Genomic DNA, 26304 nt, shown 5'->3' on the forward strand with positions numbered 1-26304 from the left:
GATTCCTGATATCTGTGGCGTGGCGCGCTGCGAATGCTGGCTGCGGATGAATGCGCCGCAGTTATGCGACAGGGCATCCCACCAATCAAGACCGCATGATGCAAAAGGCTCCAGCCAAATCAGGTTACGCTGAAGTCGTGTCAAACTCCGAGCGTTGCTTTCACCCGCGCCGGCGAAAAAGGCAGATCGTAAAGGCGCTTGCCAGTCGCATTGGCGATTGCGTTAGCAAGTGCGGCGGATGTCGGTCCCTGCGCAGCCTCGGCGACGCCGAGATAGGGCGAACCGGGATTGTCGACGATGTGAACGTCGAGACTACCCGGTACGGCACTAAAACGCAGGATCGGATAGGTCGACCAATCCGAACTCGTGATCCGGGTATTGTCGAAGTTGACCTCTTCATACATCGTCCAGCTCAACGACTGGATGATGCCGCCCTCGGTCTGGTTACGGATGCTGTCGGGAGCCACCGCCTCGCCGCAATCGACCGCAGAAACGATGCGCGGTATGCGGATGTTGCCCGTTTCCTTGTCGACATCGATCTCCATCGCCAGTGCCAGATAGGCGGCATGGTTCTTGTATTTGGCAAAGGCAAATCCCCGGCCGCGTCCTTCTGGCATGGGCTCGCTCGACCAATTGAAAGCCTCGGCCGCCGTCGTGATCACCTTGCGTGCCCTTGGATCCTCCATGTGCTTAAGGCGGAACTCAACCGGATCGGCTCCTGCTTCCTTCGCCAGCTGATCCATGAAACTTTCAATCGAAAAGACGTTTGCATAGGCGCCCAGCCCGCGTAGCGAAGAAACCCGCACTGGCATATCGGCAACGAAGTGCCAAAGCACCCGCATATTGGGAATGGAGTAAAGCGGTATGGCGTTGCGATCGCCATTGCCAAGCGGCGTGATGCTCATCACGGGTTTGTCTGGTGGATACCCCGACGCCATCAGTTGCCCAGGTAACAGTGCGCCCGCACTGCCGGGCCGTGCCGAGTGGGTGTTGCTCCAAAGGTCATATTTCCAATTGACGATCTTGCCTGATGCATCGAGTGATGCGCTGACCTTGGTCAGCATTGCTGGACCATAGGGCTCCCAGAGGTGCTCCTGATCGCGCATCCACTGTACTTTGACAGGGCGGCCTGGAAGGGCACGTGCAATCAATGCAGCGTCGCCGGCTGCATCGTCGGCGCCATTGTGTCCATAACAACCTGACCCTTCCGTATGGATGCAGCGCACCTTGTCCAGCGGCATGCCAAGCATTTGCGCGATAGCCTTGCGGTCCGGATAAACACCCTGGGTATGGGTCCACACTGTCATTGTGCCGTTGTCGAGATGAGCCACGGAGCACGAGGGTCCGATCGATGCATGCATCTGATATGGCCGCATGAACTGAGCGCTGAATGTCTTTACGCCGCCAGTAAAATCGCCGCCGGCCTCAGCGACGACGCCCTGCTCGCTTTCGCTCTTTTGCAGAACGGCGGGTAGATCCTGTTCATTCGGCAAGCGAGGCTTTTCTTCCCACTCCGCAAGATTGGTCAGAGCCCGCATGGCTTGTACGGCCTGAAACTCCTTCTCCGCAGCCACTGCGAGAAAATTGCCATCGCGAATAACAGCAACCACACCCGGCATCGCCTTGATGGAAGCGGTATCGATATCCTTCAGCGTCGCGAACCAGCTTGGCGGGCGAACGACGCGGGCATGCAACATCCCCGGCAGCCGCATGTCCTGTACATATGCCGGACCGCCGGTAACCTTGGCCGGGATATCCACACGCGCGAACGGCTTGCCAATATATTCATAAGCGTCCGGGGACTTGAGCTTGGACTTCGGCTGCGCATCCACATGCAGCATATCGGTCATGACCACTTCGCCATATCCGATCGACTTGCCATCAGGTCCGACAATACGACCATTTTGCGCCTTGAGCTGATCGGCAGGAACTTGCAATTTGCCACTGGCCTGCTGGATCAGGATCTCGCGTACCTGCGCCGCGGCATTGCGGATTGCCGTGCCACTGTTCTGGACCGTCTGGCTGCCAGCGGTGAAGCCCTCGTCCGGGGTAATTGCCGTATCAGCAGTAATCAGATTGATCGATGCAGGTGGAACTTCGAGTTCTTCCGCCGCGATCTGACGCAGCGACGTTTTGGTTCCCTGCCCGAGTTCTGCCTTGCCGGTATAGACCGTGACCGAGCTATCCGCATCGATCCGGATCCATGCGTCCAGTGAAGGCGTATCGGCCAGGCTACCGGGCAGTTTGGGACCGGCCGCTACCGGTTCTGGCGGTTTCGCCGGTACATTGAGTTCGCTCTCCTGGGCGAAGGCATGGTCTTTCAGCGAAAAACTGACGACCAGCGCCCCGGTACCCAACAACAGATTGCGGCGTGTAACATTCGGTAAGCGGGGAGCGTTCATCAGACTTTCCTTTCGCCGCTTGCAGGTGCCATGGCCGCTGTTTTCATCAGCTCGCGTGCTCGTTTCACGGCTTTGAGAATACGCATATGCGTTCCGCAACGGCACAGATTGGTTTCAAGCGTCGTCTGGATTTCTGCATCGCTCGCATCGGGCTTCGATTGCAGCAATGCCTGGGCCCGCATCATCATCCCGGGAATACAGTAGCCGCATTGCGCAGCCTGCTCCTCGATAAACGCCTGCTGCATCGGGCCAGGGCTATCGATGGTTCCGAGACCCTCCACAGTCTTGATCTCGCGTCCCTCAAGCAAGAGGATCGGCGTCAGGCAGGAAAAAATTGCCTTCCCGTCCACCATCACGGTGCAGGCACCGCATTGCCCCAGTCCACAACCGAACTTGGCGGCGTTGAGTTCAAGGTCGTTGCGCAAGACATAGAGCAGCGGCGTCGCCGGATCGGCATCCACTTCGTGCGTGCTGCCATTGACGTTGAGTTTCATCACTGATCCTCCGCTCCTATGTTGCTGGGGCCGCGCTCGATCCCGTCGGAGGGCCGGACGCTGACATGGTATTTACCGGTTCTGGTATCGGCTGCGCGTTGGACGACATCCGTCCAAGCTGGCTGATCAGTAAAATGCTGGCGCAGATAGCCAAGCAGATCGTTCAGCTGATCGTTTGTCAGCACATCGGCGAAACCTGGCATGATAGCGCTCGTCCGGCCACTTGCTGCTGGAAGACCGTAGAGCACCATGTTGATGGCGTTCTGTGCGTCTGGTGCATGCACCGTGGAGCTGAGCCGCAGATCAAGTCCGCCGAACGGTTGCGGCCGGCCGTTTTCATGGCAAACGGCGCAAGCAGCCTCATAGATCACAGCGCCCTTTCCGCCTGATGCCGATGGATCAGCGCTTATCGCAGACGTGATCGGGCCCGATTTTATCTCTTCTAGGAGTTTGTCTGACTTGGCGCGACGCTCCGCCGAAGGTTCGCCCATGATCGATGCGATGTAAGTCGCCATTGCACGAATATCGCTGTCGGGCAGCAGTCCGAGATTTCCGGTGACTTCACCCATAGGGCCATTGGCCACACCGTGATCCGGGTGCCAGCCCTGCCGCAAATAGGTGTAGAGGCTATCCTTGTCCCAGACCACGGGCGCAGGCGACGATCCGTCGAGGGCGAAAGCACTCCAACCCTCGGCTTCGCCGCCGGCAAGGTGCAGTGAAGCTTTTTCGGCGCCAAGCGCGTTGCGCGGTGTGTGGCACGCACCACAATGGCCTAGACCGTTGACCAGATAGGCACCGCGGTTCCACTCCTCGCTTTGGCTCGCATCGACCTGATAGGCGCCATCCCTGAAGAACAGCATCTTCCAGCCAGCCAGAACCAGACGCACGTTCAAGGGGAAAGGCAGCTCGTTCGGCGGCGGCGTGGCCTTCACCGGCTGACGGGTCATCAGGAAGGCATACAGGGCACGATTGTCATCATCCGAGACATTGGTGAAGTGATCATACGGGAACGCGGGATAGAGATGCTCACCCTTGCGTCCGACACCTTCGCGCATGGCCCGCTGAAAAGCCGCTTCCGACCATGTTCCTATTCCGGTTTCCGCGTCGGGCGTGATGTTGCTGGAATAGATCGTCCCGAACGGTGTCGGAATGGTCAGCCCGCCGGCGAAGGATTTTCCGCCTGGATTGGTATGGCAAGCCGTGCAGTTGCCGACGGCAGCGAGTTTCGCCCCATGCTCGACCAATGCTTGATGGAAAGACCCGCGATCTGGTGGTTTGATTGGAGCAATTTTTGGCTTCCACGCGTAAACAAAAGCGCCCGCTACACCGACAACGATCAGGGCTCCAAGACCGGTAAGAAAACGACCGAATTTCACAGGCAATCCTTGGGATCAAACGTCCAACTATCGGGCCGGGATATGCGGCGCGTGCAAAAGTTGGCGAGAACTTAGAACGAATCCAATGTTAGATATATCAGCAACTTGGGTCAATTAAGCCGGGACGCAATGCAATCAAGATTGTGTGATCGTTATACAAACTACATAAGCCGTTTCTTACGCAACAACTGACATCACGTGTCAGTAGCATCTCAATTTTGGCCTTCGTAGCCTTGCCATCTCCCGCAACAGCGGCGCTAGATCACGTATGTATCCGGTCTTCGAACCATCAAGGCAATCATGAGGCCATCGGCTTATCAATTGGGACTGATTTTCGTAACCGGCTCGGCAATTGCATGGAGCCTTGCGGGTCTGTTCACGCGCGTCATCCCGCAGGACAATTGGACCATTCTCGCATGGCGCGGGATTTTCGGTTCACTCGGCATAGCAACGGTGATGGCCTTTACCGAGCGCGGCCGGTTCTGGGCGAGCTTCCGCGACATGGGTCGGGCTGGCTGGCTTTTCGTTGGCATTTCCGCACTCGGCATGGTGTTTTTCATCAGTGCCTTGAAGGAAACCACCGTAGCGCATGTCGCTGTCATCTATGCCACCATCCCGTTTGTGGCCGCAATTCTTGGCTGGTTCGTTCTCGGCGAAAGATCGACGTGGAGTGCCATTCTCGCCAGCATCGCTGCTGCGATAGGGGTATCGCTTATGGTTGGTTTCAGCATCGAAGGCACTTTCTTCGGCGATGCTCTCGCCTTTGGCATGACACTGTGTATGGCGGTGCTGATGATCATCGTCCGCCGTTCGCCGGATGTTTCTGTCATGCCAGCGGCCTGTCTGTCGGCTCTATTCAGTTCCCTCGTCTGCTGGCCACTCGGCGATCCGCTTGGCGTGACGGCCCATGATCTGATGCTCATTGCGCTTTTCGGCATACTGGTTTCTGCCGTGGGCCTTGCCCTCTTTACACTTGGGGCCAAGCTCCTTCCGCCGATCGAAACCGCTCTGATTGGTTCCCTCGATGCCCCCTTGGCGCCATTCTGGGTCTGGCTCGTGTTCAACGAGGCGCCAAGCAAGAGTACAGTGTTTGGTGGATCGATCGTTTTCGCTGCGGTGATCGTTCATGTGATTTCCGGCGCATCGCGAAAGGCCAAAGCACAACGCCTGGTTCAACAAAATAATGTATCATGACCCAATCTTTACGCTGATTGACAAGCTGAACCAAAAGCGGCGAGAATCGTGTCGAGCTCAAGCTCGGGGGACGCGCGAAAATGTTGGAAGCCGCCATAAAACCGGACGTTCAAGCATTCTTCGACAAACGAACGAATTCCGTCCAGTACGTCGTTGCGGATCCCTTGACCCGACATTGTGCGATTATCGATTCGGTTCTGGATTTCGACGAAAAGTCCGGAGCAACGGCAACCGTCAACGCTGACCGAATATTGGAGTTCGTTGACGCCAATCGCCTAAAGGTCGAGTGGATACTCGAGACCCACCCGCACGCCGACCATTTTTCGGCAGCCAACTATCTGCGAACTAGCACGGGCGCAACGACCGCGATCGGCAGCCATATCGTCGAGGTTCAGGCCTTATGGAAGCAATTCTACAACTGGCCGGATTTTCCGGCAAACGGATCGCAATGGGACCACCTATTCAATGCCGGAGATTATTTCAGTATTGGGAAGCTGACCGGGACCGTGATGTTCTCACCGGGCCATACACTTGCATCGATCACCTATGTCATTGGCGATTCCGCCTTCATTCACGATACAATGTTCATGCCGGACGGCGGAACCGCCCGCTGTGACTTTCCCGGAGGGAGCGCCGAGCATCTATGGCAGTCCATTGAAGCGATTCTTGCGCTCCCGGACGAGACCAGGGTCTTTGTCGGTCACGACTATCAACCAGGGGGGCGTGAACCTCTGTGGGAAAGCACTGTGGGCGACCAGAAGCGCCACAATATCCACGTCTCTCAATGCAATTCTCAAGCAGAGTTCGTGGCAATGAGACAAGCCCGCGACAAGACCCTGCCCATGCCCAGACTTATTCTGGCAGCCCTGCAGGTCAACATGAATGGTGGTCGGCTGCCTGAACCAGAAGCGAACGGTGAACGTTTTCTGAAAATACCCTTGAATGCACTCGGCGACGCGAAATGGGATTGACCTTGCATTGTCAGGTCATGAGCGCCAAGGTATGCGAGGTCGTGCACTCTAAATCTGCTGGCCAGATTTACGAATTCACAACCTAATGACCAGCTGACAGGTCACGGCAAGGCATGAACAAGATTGAACTCGAAAAACAGCCAAACGGTATCACCGAGACAAATCCGGCTCGGCTTGGCATACGGCTGAAACTGGCACGGCAGACACGCGGCCTGACACTGAAGGCCCTCTCCGAAGCCGCCAACTGTTCAGAAAGCCTGTTGTCGAAAATCGAGAATGGCAAGGCATCGCCTTCCCTGCCGATGCTGCACCGATTGGTCCAGGTTCTCGAAACCAATATCGGCTGGATGTTCGAAGAGTCGGACGGCGAGGAAGGTATCGTCTTTCGCGCAGGCGCAAGGCCACTGATCGCGCTTGATCCTTTGCGGCGCGGTGAAGGCATCTCGCTGGAGCGCGTCATTCCCTATTCGCCTGGGCACCTGCTCCAATGCAACATCCATCATATCGAAAAGGATGGAGCCAGCGCAGGCCCGATCCAGCACGCAGGCGAAGAAGTGGGCTATATCCTGGCGGGCGAAGTGGAACTTACCGTCGGCGAAAAACATTTTCAGCTGACGGAAGGGGACGCATTCGTCTTCAACTCCGATCTGCCCCATTCCTACCGGAACACGGGCAACAAGCGTGCAAGTATCTTCTGGGTCAATACACCACCGACGTTCTAGGCGCGGTGGCCGCCCTTTTGGCATTAGATTGAACTTGCTCCAATGTCGGTTCAAACTACTTGACATGCATTCAAGTCTCTTGAATTATGCCCTCGCGTTCAGTTTTTTAAGCAAGCCCTCACATGGGCGTTCCATCAAATAAAAGGGGAATCGGGATGCGTCTTACCAAAATACTTTCGGGCTGTGCTGCAGCCGTCGCCATGTCTCTTGTCGTTGGCTCGTCCGCCTGGGCCGATACCTTTGCGCTGGTCACGATCAACCAGCAGGCACTTTTCTTCAACCAGATCAACGAAGGTGCGCAGAAGGCCGCCGACGCGGCCGGCGCCAAACTGGTTATCTTCAACGCCAACAATGTTCCAAGTGCCCAGAATGACGCCATGGAGAATTACATCACCCAGAAGGTCGACGGCATTATCCTGGTTGCGATCGATGTGAACGGCGTCAAGCCTGCAATCACTGCTGCCAAAGCTGCCGGCATCCCGGTCATCGCCATCGATGCGCAGATCCCCGATGGGGACAATGTCGCCTTCGTCGGTGTCGACAACACCAAGGCGGGCGAAGACATCGGCAAGTTCTATGCTGACTACGTCAAGTCCAACATGTCGGGAACTGCAAAGATCGGCGTGATTGGCGCTCTCAATTCGTTCATTCAGAACCAGCGTCTGGACGGCTTCAAGAAGGCTGTTGCGGACAGCGGCCAGAAAATCACTTTCCTCGATACCGTCGATGGCCAAAACGTACAGGATGTGGCTCTGACTGCCGCCGAAAACCTGATGACCGCCAATCCGGACATGACGACGCTCTACGCGACAGGTGAGCCGGCTCTGGTTGGCGCCGTTTCGGCGGTTACGAGCCAGGGTCGCACGGGAGACGTCAAGGTCTTCGGATGGGATCTGACAAAACAGGCCGTTGAAGGCATTGATGCCGGCTGGGTCACAGCTGTTGTTCAGCAGGATCCTGCTGGCGAGGGCAAGGCTGCCATCGAGGCATTGACCAAGCTGAAGAAGGGCGAAAAAATCGAGCCCATCATCAATGTGCCGGTGACAATCGTTACGAAGGACAACGTCGACCAGTTCCGCGGCATGTTCAAGTAGAACAAGTGCTGCAAGGGCGCGGCCGCACATGCCGCGCCCAATCCTGTCGTCATTTTAACCCAATGGTATTGCGATGAACGATATTGGCAATGAAACCTACCGGGTCCGCATGACCGGCATATCCAAGCGGTACAATACGATCCAGACACTCGACAATGTGTCGTTGAGCCTGAAGCCCGGCGAAGTGCTCGGTCTCGTCGGCGACAATGGTGCCGGCAAATCGACCCTGAGCAAAGTCCTGTCCGGCGCCGTTATACCGGACGCAGGAACTATCGAGATCGACGGCAAGACCGTGTCTTTTTCCTCGCCCGCCGATGCACGATCTGAGCATGTGGAGATGGTTTATCAGGACCTTTCCCTGTGCGATACCGTCGACGTGGCAGGTAACATATTTCTTGGAAGGGAGCCGAGACGCCGGATATTGGGCATGCCCTTTCTTGACAAAAGGCGGATGCACGATGAGGCCCGCACCATGCTTGACCGGCTTGGCATTGTCATTGCGGATACGGGTTTGAAGGTTGAAAATCTCTCTGGTGGCCAGCGTCAATCGATTGCCATCGGTCGTGCAGCTTCCTTCGAACCGTCCGTTCTTATCATGGACGAACCAACGGCGGCGCTCGCCGTGGCGGAGGTCGAGGCAGTTCTCGATCTTATCCGTGCCGTCAGCGCCCGCGGCGTCAGCGTAATCCTGATCACCCACCGGCTGCAGGATCTGTTCCTGGTCTGCGACCGCATCCAGGTTATGTATGAGGGCCGCAATGTCGCCGAAAGGCGCATTGAAGACACAAGCATCGAAGACGTCGTGAACCTCATTGTTGGCCGCAAATTCCAAGCACGTTCGGCGCGCCGCAGCGAAGACAATGGAGCACGGCCGTGAGCAATCCATCGACTTCAAACAACGATGCGCTGCACCCAGCCGTCGCTCAAACGCGCGTACGAAAAAGCACGCTGCACGATCGTTTCATGGCCAACGGCAGCGTCGTTTCTATCGCCATCTTCTTTCTCGTTGTGTGCCTGTTGTTCTCCGGCATCACCGACGCCTTTCTAACGGCGCCGAATCTCCTCAACATCGTCAGGCAATCGGCACCACTGCTGATCGTGGCGGCTGCCATGACCTTCGTCATTACAACGGGCGGTATCGACCTTTCGGTCGGTTCTGTTCTCGCGCTCGTCGCCACCCTGTCGGCCGTAACATTGCAAGCGGGCTTGCCTTGGCCACTGGTCATCATAGCCATGCTGCTCCTCGGCGCTGCCATTGGTGCAATCCAAGGCTTCTTCATCGCCTATGAGCGCATACCCGCCTTCATCGTCACGCTGGCCGGGCTGTCCGTCATCCGCGGCATAGCCCTGCTTATCACTGGCGGCTATTCCATTCCGGTCGAAGCAACGAGCCCTTTCACGGTCATCGGTCGCGCCTGGTTTCTCGGCGTGCCGGTCCCGGCACTGATTGCCCTCGTCGTGCTAGTCGTCGCCTATCTGGTTTTCAACGAAACCCGCTTCGGCCGCTACGTAACGGGCATTGGTGCCAACGCCGAGGCTGTACGCCGCGCCGGTGTCGATACGCGGCTGACAACGTTGATGGTTTATGTCCTCTCGAGCACTGCGGCGGCAGCTGCTGGTATCATCCTCGCCGCCCGCCTCGGTTCTGGTTCGTCCAATGCCGGACAAGGCTTTGAGTTGGAAGTGATTGCCGCCGTCGTGCTTGGCGGCACCAGCCTTTTTGGTGGCCGCGGCACGCTGATCGGTACGGTGCTCGGGGCTTTGACGGTCGCCGTTATCGGCAATGGCCTTATCCTTGCGCACATGTCACCATTCTTCACACCTATCGTCACCGGTACGATCATCCTGGTTGCGATCTGGCTGAACTTCCGGCTGTTTCGCGGCGCGATTCGGAGCAGATGAATGATCGGTTTAGACTTTCAGGCCAATGAACGCGGTCGAGCGCCGATTGGCATTAAATCCGGAACGGTGATGACCGTCCAGGGCCCTCTGCCTGTCGGCGAAATGGGCGTCACCCTTATGCACGAGCACATTCTGCTGGATGGAGCGACAACGTGGAAATGCCCGTGCCATCCTGACGAATTGGCTATCGCGGATCAGCCCGTATCGATCGAGATCATCGGCGAATTGCGCATGAATCCATACATGAATCGCGACAACGTTTCTTTGGATGATACGGATCTAGCCCTTTCTGAACTCAAGCGCTTTCAGGCGCTCGGTGGTCACACCGTCGTCGATCCCACCAACATCGGTATCGGCCGCGATCCGGTGAAGTTGCGGCGCATCTCCCGGATGGCAAATCTGAAGATTGTCATGGGCTCCGGCTTCTACCTGCAACACACCCATCCAGAATGGCTTAAGGAGATGGATGTCGATGCGGTCACCGAATTTCTCGTCAACGATGTTGGCGGCGGCGATACGCAACCCGAGATCATGGCGGGTATCATCGGTGAGGTTGGCGTCAGCAAGGACTTCACCTCCGAAGAGCGCAAGTCCCTGCGTGCCTCCGCCCGCGCGTCGCGTATGACAGGCGTGCCGCTATCGATCCATCTGCCGGGTTGGGAGCGTCTCGCCAACGAAGTGCTGGACATCGTCGAAGGAGAAGGCACCGACCTTCGCCACACCATACTCTGCCATATGAACCCCAGTCACGACGATCTGCCCTACCAGGCCGGGCTCGCCAAGCGCGGGGCGTTCCTCGAATACGATATGATCGGCATGGATTATTACTACGCCGATCAAGACGCTCAATCACCATCCGACGAACAGAACGCCCGTGCCATTCGCTCACTCGTCGATATGGGTTTTGGCGACCGCGTTCTGCTTTCTCAGGACGTATTCCTGAAGATGATGCTGACACGCTATGGCGGCTTTGGTTACGGCTATATTCTCAAGCACTTTGTGCCACGCCTCAAGCGCCACGGCGTCAACGCCGGAACCATCGAGCGCATGCTCACAGACAACCCCAGATCCGTATTTTCCGCTGCGGCTTGATCGCTGCGTTTAGGTATTCAAGGAGTTTTCATGTCCAAACACAAAGTTCTTCTCGCTGGCGAGTCGTGGGTTTCCACCGCAACCCATATCAAGGGTTTTGACCAGTTTCCGACCGTCACTTACCACACCGGCGCCGACGAATTGCTGAAGGCGTTGAAGAACAGCGACTTCGACGTGAAATTCATGCCGGCGCACGAAGCGCAGCGCGATTTCCCGCAGACGATTGAAGCGCTGTCCGAATATGAGGCGATCATTCTCTCCGATATCGGCGCCAACACATTGCTCCTGCATCCCGATACATGGATTCATTCGAAGACTACGCCGAACCGCCTTCGCCTGTTGCGCGACTATGTTCGCAATGGTGGTGCGCTGCTGATGTTTGGAGGTTACTACAGTTTCCAGGGCATCAATGGCGGTGCGCGCTATCACAAAACGGCAGTTGAAGAGGTCCTGCCCGTTACTTGTCTTTCCGTCGATGATCGCGTTGAGGTGCCCGAAGGGTTCAACCCTGTCGTAACCGGCTCTGGCGGCCATCCCATTTTGCACGGGCTCGGCAAGGACTGGCCGATCCTGCTCGGTTATAACGAGGTCACGGTCAAGGACGGGGCAGAAGTCCTTGCAACGGTATCGACCGACTACGGATCGCAGCCCCTTCTGGTCACGGGCACCTACGGCAAAGGCCGCACGCTCGCCTGGACCTCCGATGTCGGGCCGCACTGGCTCCCTTCGGATTTTATAGCGTGGAAGGGCTATAAGACGCTGTTCGAGCAGATGCTTGCCTGGGCGATTGCAAAAGATTGACCCAAACTGCAATGAACACGAGGGCAAGGATCAATGGCGAACGTCTCCTTCAAAGGCTGGATGAGTTTGCCGCTATTGGCGCAACCCCGGCTGGCGGCGTCAACCGCCAGGCGCTGTCTCCCGAAGATCGGAGTGCTCGGGCTAAACTTGCAAATCTGGCTTTAGAGCGCGGCTTTGGCGTTTTCCAGGATCCAATGGCCAATTTGTTCATCCACCGGCCTGGGCTTTCCAACGACCTTCCGCCCTTCCTGATCGGCAGTCATCTCGACAGCCAGCCTATGGGCGGTCGCTTCGACGGCGCGCTTGGTACATTGTCAGCCTTCGAAGTGCTCGAATCCCTGGAGGATGCCAGTATCCAGACACCTAGAGCCGTGGAGGTGGTCGCCTGGACCAACGAGGAAGGCAGCCAATACGCTCCGGGCTGCATGGGATCGATGGCCTTTGCCTCGGGTGCAATTCCGATCGAGTGGTATTCCACCCATTCTCCAGACGGCAGGGTATTGGGTGAGGAACTTGCGGCGACGCTCGACGCCCTTCCGGAAGCGATCCTGCGCTCTCTGGGAAGCCCGCTGTCCGGCTATCTTGAACTGCATATCGAACAGGGACCATCGCTTGAGCGCGAGAACATCCCCATCGGTATTGTCCATGCGATTCAAGGCACGCGCTGGCTCGAGGTCGTGGTTACGGGCCAGACCGCCCATGCAGGAACGACACAACTCTCGTTCCGCCGCGATCCGCTCGTGGCAGTCACCGAAGCGCTGCAGGAGCTTTACAATTCCGTCATGCCCAATGACGAGCGGGCCCGATTGACCATCGGCCGCATATCGCTAGAGCCGGCGTCAATCAACGCCATTCCCGGTAAGGTGTCCTTCAGTGTCGACCTGCGCCATCCGGACGCTTCAGAACTGGCGCGGCTGGAGGACCATGTTCGCGTAACCTGCGAAGAAAAGGCGTCGGCATTCGGCTGTGCAGCAGTCATCCGCCGAACGTTCGACATGCCGCCGGCGCAATTTTCTCCGCTGCTATTACAAGCTGTCGATCGGGCCGCAACGCGTCTCGGTGTCGCCTCCAAGCCAATGCTATCGGGCGCGTTCCACGATGCGCTTTTCCTTGCACGGGTCACCGATGCTGCCATGATCTTCGTGCCCTGCCGCGATGGTCTCAGCCACAATGAAGCGGAATTCGTCGAGCCCGAACATTCCATACTAGGCGCACAGGTTTTGCTGGAATCAACTCTGGTCGCGCTTCAGATGGCTATGAAATAGCCGCTATTCGAGCGTTCCGCTGCATGTATCGCGGTGGCTGCCCGAAAGCCCGCAGAAATGCGCGGCGCATGCGTTCACGATCACCGAAGCCAACATCGCGGGCGATTGTATCGATCGGCATGCGCCCATTTTCAATCATCAACCGCGCCGCCTCTACGCGCAGGTTCTCGATGGCCTTGGCGGGTGATTGACCCGTTCCCGCCTGAAACGCCCTGCTGAACTGGCGTGGGCTCAGATGCACGACCTCCGCGAGTTGCTCTACCGATAGCTCCTTGTGCAGATTTTCCCTGGCATAGATGAGACTCTTTTGGATTCGGTCAGACTTCGGATCAAGTTCGAGCAGCGCCGAGTACTGCGATTGCCCACCCGCACGGCGATGATAGACGACGAGCTTTCGGGCAACTGACTTGGCTATATCGGTCCCCAGATCCTTCTCCACCAGGGCCAAAGCCAGATCGATACAGGAGGTCATGCCGGCAGATGTCCAGATCGGCCCGTCTATGATGAAGATACGATCTTCCTCCATCTTCACGTTTGGAAAAGCCCGCTGGAAATCCCGGGCATGGAACCAGTGGGTAGTCGCGCGCCGCCCGTCCAGGAGCCCAGCCTCGGCAAGGATGAAAGCACCGGTGCATGTCGAGCCAATGCGGCGTGATCGCGGGGCGACTTCGCGCAAGAAATCGATCAGGCCCGATGACACCGGCTCGACGTCATTATTACCGACGACCAACACCGTATCAAATGCAGCATCGCTGAAAGGTACAGTACCGATAGAAAATCCTGCAGACGAAGCGACCAGCCCACCCCTTTCCGACAGCAGGCTTATTTCATAGTAAGGCTCATCCAGAGCCAGATTGGCAAACTCGAACACTGTTGTAGCGGCCAGATTGAGAACCTGAAACCCAGGGAACAGGATGATTCCAATGTGCTGCATCATGAATGTCCTAAAAGGTGGTATATACGACATTTAAGACATGGCGGCCGAAATGTAAAGTCTCTCCATCGGCGGGAATGATCCCCGAACAATGGAGCAGATACATGACCAGCACATTATCCAAGGGCACTGCCCTTATCACCGGCGCATCCTCTGGCATCGGCGCCGTCTATGCGGACCGGCTTGCCAAGCGCGGCTATGACCTCATTCTGGTTGCGCGCAACCGTGAAAGACTTGACGCTCTGGCATCCCGCCTGACGACGGAAACCGGGCGTACAGTCGAGGTCGTCGCTGCGGATCTCGGCAGTGAGGAAGGCATAACGCGCGTTGAAGACATCCTGCGTACCGACGCGAGCATAACGATGCTTGTTAACAATGCCGGTGTCGGCGCAGCCGCGCCGCTGCTTGAGTCCGACGCGGCCAAGATGGATGCCATGATCATGCTGAACGTCGTGTCCCTTAGCCGACTTACCAAGGCGGCCGCTCCCGGCCTCGTCGAGCGCGGTGGCGGCACGATTATCAATATCTCCTCAATCGCTGCGATTTCCCCTGAACTCCTGAACGGGGTCTACGGCGGTACCAAGGCTTTCGTCCTCGCGTTCAGCCAATCGCTGCATCATGAACTCGCGGACAAGGGCATCCGCGTTCAGGTCGTGCTTCCAGGCGCTACCAGCACGGAATTCTGGGATATCGCCGGCTTGCCCGTCAGCAATCTTCCCGAGAGCATCGTCATGTCGGCCGAAGACATGGTTGATGCCTCTCTAGCTGGCCTCGACCAGGGGGAACTTGTCACCATCCCCGCTCTTCCGGATGCGGTCGACTGGAACACCTTCGAGGTGGCGCGTCAGGCGCTCGGTCCCAACCTGTCACACAGCAGGCCGGCTGCCCGCCTGCTGAGTCACTAAAGAACCGATGGCGCGCGCAGGGCTCGCGCGCGCCATAATCTGAAAAAAAGCTACGAATCGTGCCAACGCATTGACACAATAGACGTATACTCGGCTGTCGACCTGTCCATTCTGATCAAACCTCACCGGGCCGACAATGTCTCGCAAACTGGCACTGCGCCGATTGGGCGTATTCTCCATATTTCTTGCACCAAGCCGTCTGAGGGCATTTGCCCGCAGCACCGAACTCGGCCTCGTTCTTGCGGCGGCCGCTGTCGGCATCGTGTCGGGCTTTGTCGTCACCGCCATGAGCTTCGTCGCGCAGCAGATGCACGAGTTGATTTTCGGGTTGAACGAAGGCGAACGGCTCTCGTCGATCATGGCGAATGACTATGTGCTCTTGCTCGTCGCACCTGTGACGGGCGGCGCCATTTTGGGATTGGTGCTGCTCATTCTCAACCGTTATCGGAAAAGGCCCATGGTCGACCCCATTGAGGCAAACGCGCTGCATGGCGGACGTCTTTCACTCAATGACAGTCTCATCATTGCTGCTCAAAACCTCATCTCCAACGGGTTTGGAGCATCGGTTGGTCTCGAAGCCGGCTACACCCAGCTCGCATCGGGCCTTGCTTCGAAGATTGGCCTCTCCCTGCAATTGCGTCGTTCGGACCTGCGCATCCTCGTCGGCTGTGGCGCAGCCGGCGCAATTGCGGCTGCGTTCAATGCCCCGCTGACGGGTTCATTTTACGCTTTCGAGTTGATCATCGGCTCTTATACGATCCTTAGTCTGGCGCCCGTCGTCGTTTCAGCACTCGCTGCAACAATTATCGCGCGGATGCTCGCCGGCAATAATTTCATCATCGATATCGGCAGTTTCGGAACAGTGGTCCCGGCAGATTATATCCCGGCTCTGCTTCTCGGCGTCTTCTGCGCGCTGGCCGGCATCCTTCTCATGAAGGGGGTTGCGTTTATCGAGCAGATTGCGCGAAAGAGCTTTATTCCCGGACCGATCCGGCCGTTGTTTGGCGGTGCACTCATCGGCCTTTTGGCGCTGATCTCACCTCAGGTTCTTTCCGGCGGCCATGGCGCGCTGCACCTCAATCTCGATAACACAACACCAATTGCGGCTTTGATTGGCGTGCTCCTGCTTAAATCATTCGCCTCGGCGATTTCCATCGGTTCGGGTTTCCGCGGCGGCCTGTTTTTCGGCTCGCTGTTCATGGGCGCGTTGCTCGGCAAGCTCTTTGCCTATTCCGCGCCCTATGTCTTCGCCCATGCCACGTTGACACCGGTAATATACGCCGTTGTCGGCATGAGCGCGCTGGCCGTATCGGTCATCGGCGGCCCCATGACCATGACGTTCCTTGCCCTCGAGATCACCGGCGATTTTCCGATAACGGTATTGGTCCTTGCGGCGGTGATTACCGCCTCGCTCACTGTACGCAATCTGTTCGGCTATTCCTTCGCTACCTGGCGTTTCCACCTGAGAGGCGAAAGTATCAGAAGTGCGCATGATGTAGGCTGGATCCGCAATCTAACCGTGGCCAAGCTTATGCGTGTCGATGTCCGTACAGCGCCGTCCAATCTGAGCATCGATGAGTTCCGCCGTGATTTCCCGCTTGGTTCAACCCAGCGCGTGATCATTGTCGACGATAACAACAAATATGCCGGCATGGTTCTGGTACCGGAGGCACATTCGGGTGTGACCGAAAGCTCCGACGAAGGCCAATCGATCGTCGGCCTGATCAAATACAAGAACGACTTCCTGCAACCACAGATGAACGCCAAACAGGCTGCCGCTATTTTTGACAAGGCGGAAAGCGAAGAACTGGCTGTCGTCAATGATCTTGTCGAGCGCCGCGTCATCGGTCTCCTCACTGAAAGCCATACTCTCCGCCGCTACAGCGAAGAACTGGACAGACAGCGGCGCGATGTTTCCGGAGAAATCTAGAGCATCTCAAGCGGTCGTTTTCGTCGCGGTGGAGGGAAAGCTTCATCCAGAACGGTGAGCTGGTCAGCCGTCAGTTTCACATCTACCGCGCGGCGATTCTCCCGTATGTGCTTGGAAGTACTCGATTTTGGAATAGCGATGACACCGTCGTGGCTAAGAACGAAGGCCAATGCCACCGCCGCCGGACTCGCCCCGCACTCCTTGGCAATGCGCGCGAGTGCCGGATGATTGAGCATCCGCCCCTGCTCGATCGGCGAATAGGCCATTATCGGCATCTTGTGTGCCTGGCACCAGGGCAATAGCTCAAACTCGACGCCGCGCCGACTGAGATTGTAGAGCACCTGGTTGGTCGAGACAGCCTCGCCCCCGTCAACCGCCTGAAGCTCCTCCATATCTTCCGTGTCGAAATTGCTGACACCCCAATGCCGGATCTTCCCGGCCTTGATCAGGTCTTCGAATCCAGCCACCGTTTCTTCAAGCGCGTAGCCACCGCGCCAGTGGAGCAGATAAAGGTCGATCGTTTCACATTTCAGTCGCTTGAGGCTGCGTTCGCAGGCAAGTGCGGTCCCCCTTCGTGATGCATTTGACGGTAAGACCTTGCTTACGAGAAACACCTCGTCGCGCCTGTGTTCGATAGCTTCGGCGACCACTTCTTCTGCCCCGCCATTGCCGTACATTTCCGCCGTATCGATCAGGCTCATGCCGAGATCGAGGCCAAGCCGCAGTGCATCCGCTTCCTGATAGAACTGCCGTCTGTCCTCGCCCATGAACCATGTTCCCTGACCGAGCACCGGAACCATCTCACCTGAGGGAAGAGCCGTCTGCTTCATCATATCTAACCTTGCATCGCCGTTGTGAAGCGCGCTTTGGCTTCAGCACTCCAGACCTGTTCCGCATCGTAATTGCCTTCGAAGGCCGGAACACCCGCTGGCAACGCGACCCATGAATGCTTGGTCGTTGTGAAACAATGAATATCGGGAGATAGCTTTGAAGCGTCGTCCAACGTGCCGACGTAGACAAGCGCGAAAGTCTCACCAAGCTGGGAATGATTGGCCCATAGCGGTACGGAACAGCGCGGGCAGCGATGGATCATCTGGCCAGCTGGCAATGCCGACGCCGTGTGAATCGCATCAGGCTTGCCCTCACCGGTGAGTATAATGCGGTCCGCCTCGATCATGGCGTTGACCGCGAAAGCCGAACCCGACATCCGCTGGCAATAACGGCAGTGGCAGCCGTGGACAACGATCGGCGCAGTTTCCATGCGGTAGCGCACATGGCCGCAAACGCAACCCCCGGTCAGGCCGCCCGAGACATCCGAATCTGTCGCCATTGATGTTCCTCCTTGCCTCCCGATGATTGCGCAATTGCATCAGGAAGTGAAGGCTCCGGATCGACGGCTCCTGCTTTCATTCGGTGAAATTGATGAAAGCTGCGCCATTGCAACGTTCGATTCCTTGGGTTAACTCTGTCAACCCGCAAGACCGGCTGCAAACTCAAACAAGAGGTGCCGACTTGCAGAAAGGTGTGAATGGGAGGGGACGCTGCATGTCACGATGGCTGGCCATCACGGGCTGGATCGATGAATTCAATCGTCGCATAGCCATAGTCGCGATCTATTTTGTCTTGTTTGCATCGCTGGTTTGCGCCTTCAACGCGTTCCTGCGTTACAGTATCGGCACGATGATCTGGCTGGACCACAATGTCGGTGTCGGCGGCCTGTTTCGCGGCATCCTTGCCGTTTACGGCCGCAATTCAAATTCGCTTTCAGAACTGCAGTGGTATCTCTTCGCCGGCATGGTCATGCTGGGCGGTGCCTGGACATTGAAATTGAACGAGCACGTGCGCGTCGACCTCGTTTACGGCTCCGTCAGCGAAAGAACGAGGACGTGGATCGATTTGCTTGGCGGCCTGTTTTTCCTGCTGCCGATATGTTGCCTGATGATTTATTTCACGTGGCCCTGGTTCGTCCTGTCGTGGGTAACCAATGAAGGATCGTCCAACTCCGGCGGTCTTCCGCTCTGGCCCGTCAAGTTAAGCCTTCCGGTGGGCTTCGCACTGGTGGGTCTGCAGGGCATTTCAGAACTCATCAAATGCTATCTCGCCCTCACCACTGATTATGTTCGCGAATTTGCCTACGAGAAACCCGTTCAATGATGACATTCTTTGCTGACAATCTTGCCCCGTTGATGTTCTTCGGGCTGATCATCTTTATGGTGATCGGCTATCCCGCAGCATTTTCCCTCGCCGCAGTCGGGCTTTTCTTCGGCTTTATTGGCATCGAAATGGGCGAAATCAGCCCGGACTTCCTCGGTAATCTCACCTACCAGATGTTTTCGGTCCTCTCCAACGAGTTGCTGTTGGCCATCCCGTTTTTCACGTTCATGGGCGTCATCCTTGAACGGTGCGGCCTCGCCGAGGACCTGCTTGAAGGATTTGGTCAGCTGTTCGGTGGCGTTCGCGGCGGCCTTTCTTACGCGGTCATCCTTGTCGGTGCCATTCTCGGCGCAATCACGGGAACCGTTGCAGCCTCGGTGATCGCAATGGGGCTCATTTCGCTGCCCGTGATGGCGAAATACGGCTACAATATCCGCCACGCCACCGGTGTCATCGCGGCTTCCGGCACGATCACCCAACTTATTCCGCCATCGCTTGTGCTCATCGTCCTTGCCGATCAGCTCGGCAAGTCGCCGGGTGATATGTATATCGGTGCGACCGGAGCGAGCATCGTTCAGGTGCTGCTGTTCGCGGGCTGGGTGTTCGTCCTCAGTATCATCAGGCCGGATCACGTTCCCGCGCTTCCGCCGGAAGCGCGCACCCTCCGTGGCTGGCCGCTGCTGGCACGCTGCGCTCGCGGCATGATCCCGTCGCTTGCTCTCATCTTCATCGTGCTCGGCACGATCTTCATGGGCCTTGCCACACCCACGGAAGCCGGAGCGATGGGTGTTGTCGGTGCCATGTTCATTGCCTGGCTGAACCGCCGCCTGACCTGGAAGCTCGTCTATCAGGCGATGGATATGACGATGCGCCTCACCGCCATGGTTGTATTCATTCTGCTCGGCGCGCGCGTGTTCAGTCTGGTGTTTCAGGGCGTCGGCGGCGGTCACTGGATCGAAACCATGCTGACCTCCCTGCCGGGAGGCGTCGTCGGCTTTCTGATCTTCGTCAATATCTTCATATTTATCCTCGCCTTCTTCCTCGATTTTTTCGAAATCGCCTTCATCGTCATTCCACTGCTAGCGCCCGCGGCATCCGCACTGGGAATCGACCTCATCTGGTTCGGCGTCATGATCTGCGCCAATATGCAGACGAGTTTCATGCACCCGCCCTTCGGCTTTGCGTTGTTTTATCTCAGGGGCATCGCGCCAAAATCGATCAAGACCAGCGATATATACATGGGAGCAATCCCATGGCTGGTTCTGCAGCTGATCCTTGTGGGTCTACTCATCGCCTTTCCGGGGATGGTTACCTACTTCCTTGATTCGACGCCCGCGGTCGACCTGCAAAATATCCAGCTGAATTTGCCATCCGCTCCGGGCAACGACCTCGGCAATCCGCCGTCGTTCGATCTTGGGCAGCCGCCGTCGTTCAAGTAATTGGCTGCGAAACGTCGGTCGGCATCGGCCGGCCGAGCCAGAGCGCTTTATGAATTCTTGATATCTTTACTCTGAACCCGCAATGGAATTCATATCGGCGGGCATGGTATTTCTTTTGTGTACCCAAATCATTGGAGTGCATGGAAATGACCATCTCGATGAATACTGTAGGATTAGACCAGACTAAACAAACGAACCTTACTGCGAAGCACGGCCAGAGGCTAATAACGCTGCTGGTGCTCACTGCTCTATTGGCAGGGGCCGCCGGTTTGAGACTCGCCGTCGCACTCAGTGTCTCTCTCTGAGCGAAGGGAGCTGGCCCATCCTGCTGCCGGCAGTTTGCCGGCGTTCGGGGCGGGTCTGCAGATAGATCGTAATAAGAGGAAATCCATGACTACGAACAGCAAAGACGACCCTTCACGATGGAAGGGCGTGATGACCGCACTCGTCACGCCCTTCCAGAACGGCGTTATCGATTATGATGCTCTCGCCACCCTCTCGGAGTGGCATATACAATGCGGCATCGATGCCCTTGTCCCATGCGGGACCACCGGTGAAGCCCCTACCCTTGCCTGGGACGAGCGGCTGAAGGTCATCAGAACTTGCGTACGAACTTCACGCGGACGCGTGCCGGTCATTGCCGGTACAGGCACAAACAGCACCGAACTGACGATTGCCCATACGTCCGCGGCCCAGTCCTGCGGCGCCGACGCTGCCCTCATTGTCACTCCATACTATAACAAGCCGAGCCAGGAGGGCATTGTGCGGCACTTCGAGGCTATCGCGCAGAATACCAACCTGCCGATCATCGTCTACAATGTGCCGTCGCGTACGGGTGTCGACCTTACCATGCACACTCTCGACCGGCTTGCCCAGATTCCTTCGATCGTTGGTCTCAAAGACGCGACGGGAGAAGTCAAGCGCGTCGAATATATTCGCACGATATTCCATGACCGCTTCATACTGCTGTCCGGTCACGATGAGACTGCATATGCATTTAATCTGCTGGGTGGCGACGGGATGATCTCGGTCATCGCCAACGTTTTACCGCACGTTTTCGTCGCCCTGCGCGATGCGTGCAAAGCCGGTGACTGGGCTACCGCCAGATACATTCAGCAAAGAATGCAGCCAGTCTTTAAGGCTTTTGACCTTGATACAAATCCATGCCCGGTGAAGTATGCGCTCAAGCATCGCCGTGGCATGAGTGAAGAAGTTCGCCTGCCGCTCGTGCCCGTTTCCGTCGAAACAGCGGGAGAGATCCGATCGGCCTTGGATCATCTGGGTGGGACAGATGACGGCGCCAATGCAATCTTCAAGCAAGTCGAGACGCCTTCCGACGCTCAGACCGCACCGCTCGTCTGGCGCGTCTAGTACCAAAACGCAATTCAACAAAATCAATCGCTTCAGGCCGGTAAGCCTGAAGCTGAAAGTGAGAAATCATGGCATATGCTGTAAAAAAACACGACAACTCGAACAATTGTTACCGCTTTCTTGTCGGTCGCAACATTGACGGCTGCTGGATCGTCTGTGACAGGCAGCGTCTGGTCGGCGGTCTCTTTGCGGACAAGCAATCGGCCATACATTTTGCCGTTGCGCAGAGTGAGCACCAGCCGGGTGCGGTCTGGTGCGCCGAGGACGATAATTGTCTGCTCGCCGATCCCTGGCAGGACCTATCCGAACCATCTTACCGTAGACGAGCCTGAGCGCTAAAGTTCCTCTGTAAAACACGAATAAAGCGACGTTGCGTCTTTCGCCGCTCTCATTTGATCAAGGACACCGGGCGAGCGCAGCTTCCTGGAAAAACACGCCAGCACATTGAGATGCTTGTTGGGTTCCTCGTCCGGCGTCAGTAACAGGAAGACAATATCCACTGGCTTGCCATCGATCGATTCGAAGTCAATGGGCTGCGTCAGTCGAGCAACCAACGCGACAGGTCGGCTAGTGCCGGCGATACGCGTATGCGGAAGGGCAACACCCTGTCCTACGCCAGTCGACCCCAGCTTTTCCCGCTTTAGCAGCGCACTCAGAATCGTATCGGCTGGAATTGCCGCAAGTTTACTTGCACTGGCAGACATTGCCTGCAGCGCCTGCGTCTTGGATGACACATCAAGATTCAAGATTACATTTTCCGGCTTTATATAGTCGGCTAATTTCATGGCAGTTCTCATTCTATTTTCACTCGCGTGCGCGGGTGCTCACTCTACTTCTCTGAGGCGATAGCCGACGCCGGTCTCGGTCGTGATATATTGCGGTTGATCGGGCAGCCGCTCGATCTTCTGCCGGAGTTGCCGCACGTAAACGCGCAGATATTGCACATCCGTCGAACCTCCCCACACCTGCGCCAAGAGGAACCGGTGCGTCAGAGCCTTGCCCGCGTGCTGTACGAGGACACGCAGGATCTCATACTCCTTTGGCGACAGCTTGACCTCTTTGCCATCGACCTTGACGATGCGCTTGACCAGATCGACCGAAAGCCCACCTGTCTCGAAAATCGGCCTCTCGCCCTGCTGCTGCAACCTGTGTCGCAATGCGACACGTATGCGAGCGACGAGTTCATTCATGCCGAACGGCTTGGTGATGTAATCATCTGCGCCGAGCTCCAGCGCCTGCACGATTCCGCCTTCATCCGTCCGGCTTGAAAGAATGACCACTGGCAGATCCGAACCCGCATCGCGCCAGCGGCGCAGCAGTTCGTAACCGGACAGGTCTGGCAGTCCGAGATCGAGCACGATGAGATCCGGCTGCGCCAAAGCTATCTGTTCGATCGCGGCGGTAGCGTTCATAGCCTCGATTACGTTGTAGCCCTGCGTGCTGAGGCCGAGCCGGAGCAACTTGCGGATGGGTGGCTCGTCATCCACAACCAGGATCTTGACACTCGAATTTGTCATATGAGTTCTTCCAGGTTTGGCGTCTCCTTCGGAACAGGCATCCTGATCGTGAAGATCGTACCCGACCGGTCGATACGCCTTTCCGCTTTAATGGTGCCGCCCATGGCTTCTATGAAGCCGCGTGATATCGACAGGCCAAGCCCCGTGCCGGCTGTGACCTGATCGCCCTTGCGTACGCGATAGAATGTATTGAAAACCCGCTCCAGATCTTCGGCGGGGATGCCCGGCCCTTCGTCGATGACCTGCAGGATTACCCAGCCATCATCGGTCCAGGCCTGAATTCGCAGCGAGGAACCTTCCGGTGCATATTTGGAAGCATTGTCGAGAAGGTTGAACAATACCTGCTCGAACAGCACCGGATCGACCCTCAGCATCGGCAGGTCGGGCGGAATATTAACCTCCGTCTTGTGCTGCCCAATGATTTTTCTAGCCCGGCTCAGCGCGGTGCCGACAATGTCGCCAACGTAGTGGAACGCGAAATTCGGCTCCATTGCCCCAGATTCTATCCTGGTCATGTCTAGCAGATTGGCAATGAACCGGTTGAGCCGCTCGGACTCGTCGATGACAGTCCCGAGTAGTTCCACCCGCGCCTCAATCGGCAAGGCAGGTGCAAACTCCTTCAGGGTACCTGCTGCGCCCATGATGGCCGCAAGCGGGGTTTTCAGATCGTGCGAGATCGACGTCAGCAGCGCCGAGCGAAGGCGGTCGGCCTCCGCTGCGAGCTTGGCACGGTCGACATCGGCCACAAGCTGCGTGCGCTCTATGGCGACAGCCGCCTGATCAGCCAGTGCATCGAGCAGGCGTTGCTGCTCCGGTGTGAGCAGCGGCCCCTGTTTGTCACTATCCAGCCCTATGACGCCGACCGCCATGCGTCCTGTCCGCAATGGCAGATAAAGCCGCTTCGCACCCGGTAGCGTGTCGGCTCCCCGACCTGCTGCACGGTTGTTTTCCCAAGCCCAGCGCGCCGCCGCGATGTCCGCATCGTCCAGCGTATCGTCAGGCGGATAGCCGGCCTTCACTTCGATTGTCCCATGATCCGGCAGGAGCAGGACCACACGCACTTTCAACATGGATGCGATCTGGAACGCCGTCGCCCACAATACATCATCGAGCGTGCCGGTCCCAGCGAGCTTCTTGCTGAACAGATACAGATCTTCGGTCGTTCGTGCACGTTGACGTGCCGCCGAAGCCTGACGCTGGACCCGTGCGGTCAGATTGCTGGCAATGACTGCGACACCAAAGAAAAAGGCTAGCGCGATGACGCTTTCCGGATCGCTAATATCGAGCGTGTAGAGCGGCTGGAGAAAGAAGAAATTGAGCATCAGGGCGCTAAGGACGGATGCGAACAAAGCCGGCCAGAGTCCGGCTGAAACGGCCGAAGCGAGCACTGCCATGAGAAAGACGAGCGCAATGTTGCGCACGTCAACCACGCTCGAGAGCAAAAGGCCGAATGCGAGTGCACCGATCACATAGGCGGTGCTCAAGAGATAGGCTCTGATCCTGATGCTCGCCATCGGCGCCTGCTCAGCGGTCCGCACCGTGGGACCCGCACCCTCTTCGCTTCCCGAGATGACATGCACGCTGATATTGCCAGCCCGGCGGATCAGATCATGAGATACCGACCCTTCAAAGAGTTCGCGCCATTGCGCCTTGTGCGGCTTGCCGATGACAATGTGTGTAACATTGTTTTCCCGTGCGTGACGAGCAATTTCCTCGGCCGCATCCCGGCCCGGAAGTGTGATCGCATCACCGCCCAGCTGACCCGCAAGGCGCAGGGTAGATGCGATCCGATTACGATCCGCTTCTGAAAAACGCGTCGAGCGCTGTGTTTCCACGTTAACAGCTGTCCACGGCGCCCGAAGCCTATCCGCAAGACGGCGGGCATATCTGACAAGTGAAGCGCCGCCTGGATGCTCATCGATACAGACGAGAACCCGGTCGCCGGCTGCCCAGGGCCCGGATATCGCATTCGCTTGCATATGGGTGAGCAGCTGATCATCGACACGTTGCGCGGTACGCCGCAGCGCAAGCTCGCGCAGGGCAGTCAGATTGCCCGGCGAAAAATAGTTTTCCATGGCGCGCTTGGCGTTGGCAGGAACGTAGACCTTGCCCTCCTGCAGACGCTTGATCAGATCAGCGGGCGTCAGATCGATGATCTCGACCTCATCGGCCTGGTCGATGACCGAATCCGGCACTGTTTCGCGCACCCGCACCTTGGTGATCTGCGCCACGACATCATTCAGGCTTTCGACATGCTGGATGTTCATTGTCGAATAGACATCGATGTCGTGTGCCAGGATCTCCTGCACATCCATGTACCGCTTCGGATGTCGCGTGCCTGGAGCATTTGTATGTGCGAGTTCATCAACCAGAACGAGGCTTGGCCGGTGTGCGAGGATTGCATCGAGGTCCATCTCCTGGAGATGATGATCCTTATAGTTGATCTGCGTGCGCCCGATCACTTCGAAACCGTTGACCAGCGCCTGTGTTTCCATGCGGCCATGCGTCTCGACGACACCGATCACCACATCCTTGCCATCTGCAAGTGCCGCTCGGCCAGCCATCAGCATTTCATAGGTTTTGCCCACACCGGGTGCCGCCCCGAGAAAAATCTTCAGCCGTCCTCGCGTCTCGCGCTCCGCATTTTCAAGGAGTGCATCAGGCGATGGCCTCCTGTCGGTGTCGCGGCTGTCAGTGGGCATTGTGGGCCTCTCATGCCAGAGCCGGGGGTTTGCGGCTGC

General features: G+C 57.3%; 24 protein-coding genes. 15 read left to right on the forward strand and 9 right to left on the reverse strand.

All coding sequences use genetic code 11. From position 1 onward, the window contains the following. Positions 1–140 precede the first annotated feature (140 nt). The 3 genes from FHS21_RS18420 to FHS21_RS18430 are packed head-to-tail and all read right to left on the reverse strand — an operon-like array spanning position 141 to position 4272. Positions 141–2402 (reverse strand): xanthine dehydrogenase family protein molybdopterin-binding subunit, encoded by a 2262-nt coding sequence (locus tag FHS21_RS18420; protein ID WP_183663596.1) that lies wholly within the window; start codon positions 2400–2402, stop codon positions 141–143. Next, positions 2402–2899: a (2Fe-2S)-binding protein gene (locus tag FHS21_RS18425; RefSeq protein ID WP_183663598.1), complete on the reverse strand. Its 498-nt coding sequence runs from the start codon at positions 2897–2899 to the stop codon at positions 2402–2404. Before FHS21_RS18425 ends, FHS21_RS18420 begins: the two co-directional genes overlap by 1 nt. Next, positions 2896–4272: a c-type cytochrome gene (locus FHS21_RS18430; RefSeq protein WP_183663600.1), complete on the reverse strand. Its 1377-nt coding sequence runs from the start codon at positions 4270–4272 to the stop codon at positions 2896–2898. The genes FHS21_RS18425 and FHS21_RS18430 overlap by 4 nt, the downstream gene beginning before the upstream one ends. 300 nt (positions 4273–4572) lie before the next feature. Here FHS21_RS18430 and FHS21_RS18435 point away from each other — a divergent pair, with 300 nt between their 5' ends. The 9 genes from FHS21_RS18435 (at position 4573) to FHS21_RS18475 (ending at position 13313) form a co-directional block, all read left to right on the forward strand. After that, on the forward strand, positions 4573–5466 hold the full coding sequence (locus FHS21_RS18435) for a DMT family transporter (protein ID WP_183663602.1): 894 nt from the start codon (positions 4573–4575) through the stop codon (positions 5464–5466). Positions 5467–5546: 80 nt separating this feature from the next. After that, positions 5547–6437 (forward strand): MBL fold metallo-hydrolase, encoded by an 891-nt coding sequence (locus tag FHS21_RS18440; RefSeq protein WP_112523863.1) that lies wholly within the window; start codon positions 5547–5549, stop codon positions 6435–6437. A gap of 113 nt (positions 6438–6550) precedes the next feature. Continuing rightward, positions 6551–7159 (forward strand): cupin domain-containing protein, encoded by a 609-nt coding sequence (locus FHS21_RS18445; protein WP_112523865.1) that lies wholly within the window; start codon positions 6551–6553, stop codon positions 7157–7159. 155 nt (positions 7160–7314) lie between these two features. Further along, the gene (locus FHS21_RS18450) at positions 7315–8253 is read left to right on the forward strand and encodes an ABC transporter substrate-binding protein (RefSeq protein WP_112523868.1); all 939 of its coding nucleotides are present in this window, start codon (positions 7315–7317) and stop codon (positions 8251–8253) included. A gap of 73 nt (positions 8254–8326) precedes the next feature. After that, positions 8327–9130, forward strand: a complete 804-nt coding sequence (locus FHS21_RS18455) for an ATP-binding cassette domain-containing protein (RefSeq protein WP_112523872.1) — start codon at positions 8327–8329, stop codon at positions 9128–9130. A gap of 86 nt (positions 9131–9216) precedes the next feature. After that, entirely contained in the window at positions 9217–10155 is a 939-nt protein-coding gene (locus FHS21_RS18460; RefSeq protein ID WP_114431221.1) for an ABC transporter permease, read from the forward strand. Continuing rightward, positions 10156–11247 (forward strand): phosphotriesterase family protein, encoded by a 1092-nt coding sequence (locus FHS21_RS18465; RefSeq protein WP_183663604.1) that lies wholly within the window; start codon positions 10156–10158, stop codon positions 11245–11247. 30 nt (positions 11248–11277) lie between these two features. Then, positions 11278–12048 carry a glutamine amidotransferase gene (locus FHS21_RS18470; RefSeq protein ID WP_183663606.1) on the forward strand — a complete coding sequence of 257 codons (771 nt, stop codon included), beginning with the start codon at positions 11278–11280 and terminating at the stop codon, positions 12046–12048. 11 nt (positions 12049–12059) lie between these two features. Beyond that, positions 12060–13313: a Zn-dependent hydrolase gene (locus FHS21_RS18475; RefSeq protein WP_112523882.1), complete on the forward strand. Its 1254-nt coding sequence runs from the start codon at positions 12060–12062 to the stop codon at positions 13311–13313. On the opposite strand, the gene FHS21_RS18480 is transcribed toward FHS21_RS18475, so the two are convergent. Beyond that, positions 13303–14247, reverse strand: a complete 945-nt coding sequence (locus FHS21_RS18480; protein WP_183663674.1) for a GlxA family transcriptional regulator — start codon at positions 14245–14247, stop codon at positions 13303–13305. The two genes, FHS21_RS18475 and FHS21_RS18480, sit on opposite strands and share 11 nt — an antisense overlap. 104 nt (positions 14248–14351) lie before the next feature. Here FHS21_RS18480 and FHS21_RS18485 point away from each other — a divergent pair, with 104 nt between their 5' ends. Beyond that, complete coding sequence (locus FHS21_RS18485) at positions 14352–15152, forward strand: SDR family NAD(P)-dependent oxidoreductase (RefSeq protein ID WP_183663608.1); 801 nt, start codon at positions 14352–14354, stop codon at positions 15150–15152. Positions 15153–15288: 136 nt separating this feature from the next. Then, complete coding sequence (locus FHS21_RS18490; protein WP_183663610.1) at positions 15289–17082, forward strand: chloride channel protein; 1794 nt, start codon at positions 15289–15291, stop codon at positions 17080–17082. Here the strand turns inward: FHS21_RS18490 and FHS21_RS18495 are convergent. Further along, the gene (locus FHS21_RS18495) at positions 17079–17915 is read right to left on the reverse strand and encodes an aldo/keto reductase (protein ID WP_210283568.1); all 837 of its coding nucleotides are present in this window, start codon (positions 17913–17915) and stop codon (positions 17079–17081) included. The genes FHS21_RS18490 and FHS21_RS18495 overlap by 4 nt on opposite strands. A 2-nt stretch (positions 17916–17917) precedes the next feature. After that, a complete protein-coding gene (locus FHS21_RS18500) occupies positions 17918–18412 on the reverse strand; it encodes a GFA family protein (protein ID WP_112523894.1) in 495 nt (164 codons plus the stop codon). A 215-nt stretch (positions 18413–18627) separates the two neighbouring features. On the opposite strand from FHS21_RS18500, the gene FHS21_RS18505 reads away from it, so the two are divergent. The 4 genes from FHS21_RS18505 to FHS21_RS18520 all read left to right on the forward strand — a co-directional run bounded on the left by FHS21_RS18505 (position 18628) and on the right by FHS21_RS18520 (position 22378). Then, positions 18628–19236: a TRAP transporter small permease subunit gene (locus tag FHS21_RS18505; RefSeq protein ID WP_112523897.1), complete on the forward strand. Its 609-nt coding sequence runs from the start codon at positions 18628–18630 to the stop codon at positions 19234–19236. Next, on the forward strand, positions 19233–20675 hold the full coding sequence (locus FHS21_RS18510) for a TRAP transporter large permease (RefSeq protein WP_112523900.1): 1443 nt from the start codon (positions 19233–19235) through the stop codon (positions 20673–20675). Before FHS21_RS18505 ends, FHS21_RS18510 begins: the two co-directional genes overlap by 4 nt. A 390-nt stretch (positions 20676–21065) precedes the next feature. Continuing rightward, positions 21066–22046 carry a 4-hydroxy-tetrahydrodipicolinate synthase gene (gene dapA, locus FHS21_RS18515; RefSeq protein ID WP_183663612.1) on the forward strand — a complete coding sequence of 327 codons (981 nt, stop codon included), beginning with the start codon at positions 21066–21068 and terminating at the stop codon, positions 22044–22046. A 68-nt stretch (positions 22047–22114) separates the two neighbouring features. Next, positions 22115–22378: a hypothetical protein gene (locus tag FHS21_RS18520; protein ID WP_183663614.1), complete on the forward strand. Its 264-nt coding sequence runs from the start codon at positions 22115–22117 to the stop codon at positions 22376–22378. 3 nt (positions 22379–22381) lie between these two features. Here the strand turns inward: FHS21_RS18520 and FHS21_RS18525 are convergent, their stop codons facing one another. Genes FHS21_RS18525 through FHS21_RS18535 form a run of 3 tightly spaced genes read right to left on the reverse strand, consistent with a single transcriptional unit; the run spans position 22382 to position 26265 of the window. Continuing rightward, entirely contained in the window at positions 22382–22831 is a 450-nt protein-coding gene (locus FHS21_RS18525) for a PTS sugar transporter subunit IIA (RefSeq protein WP_183663616.1), read from the reverse strand. Positions 22832–22870: 39 nt separating this feature from the next. Then, complete coding sequence (locus tag FHS21_RS18530; protein WP_112523907.1) at positions 22871–23563, reverse strand: response regulator transcription factor; 693 nt, start codon at positions 23561–23563, stop codon at positions 22871–22873. Beyond that, positions 23560–26265 (reverse strand): DUF4118 domain-containing protein, encoded by a 2706-nt coding sequence (locus FHS21_RS18535; RefSeq protein ID WP_183663618.1) that lies wholly within the window; start codon positions 26263–26265, stop codon positions 23560–23562. Before FHS21_RS18535 ends, FHS21_RS18530 begins: the two co-directional genes overlap by 4 nt. Positions 26266–26304: the final 39 nt, after the last annotated feature.

It is taken from the genome of Phyllobacterium trifolii (assembly GCF_014192095.1).
Classification (GTDB): Bacteria; Pseudomonadota; Alphaproteobacteria; order Rhizobiales; family Rhizobiaceae; genus Phyllobacterium; species Phyllobacterium trifolii.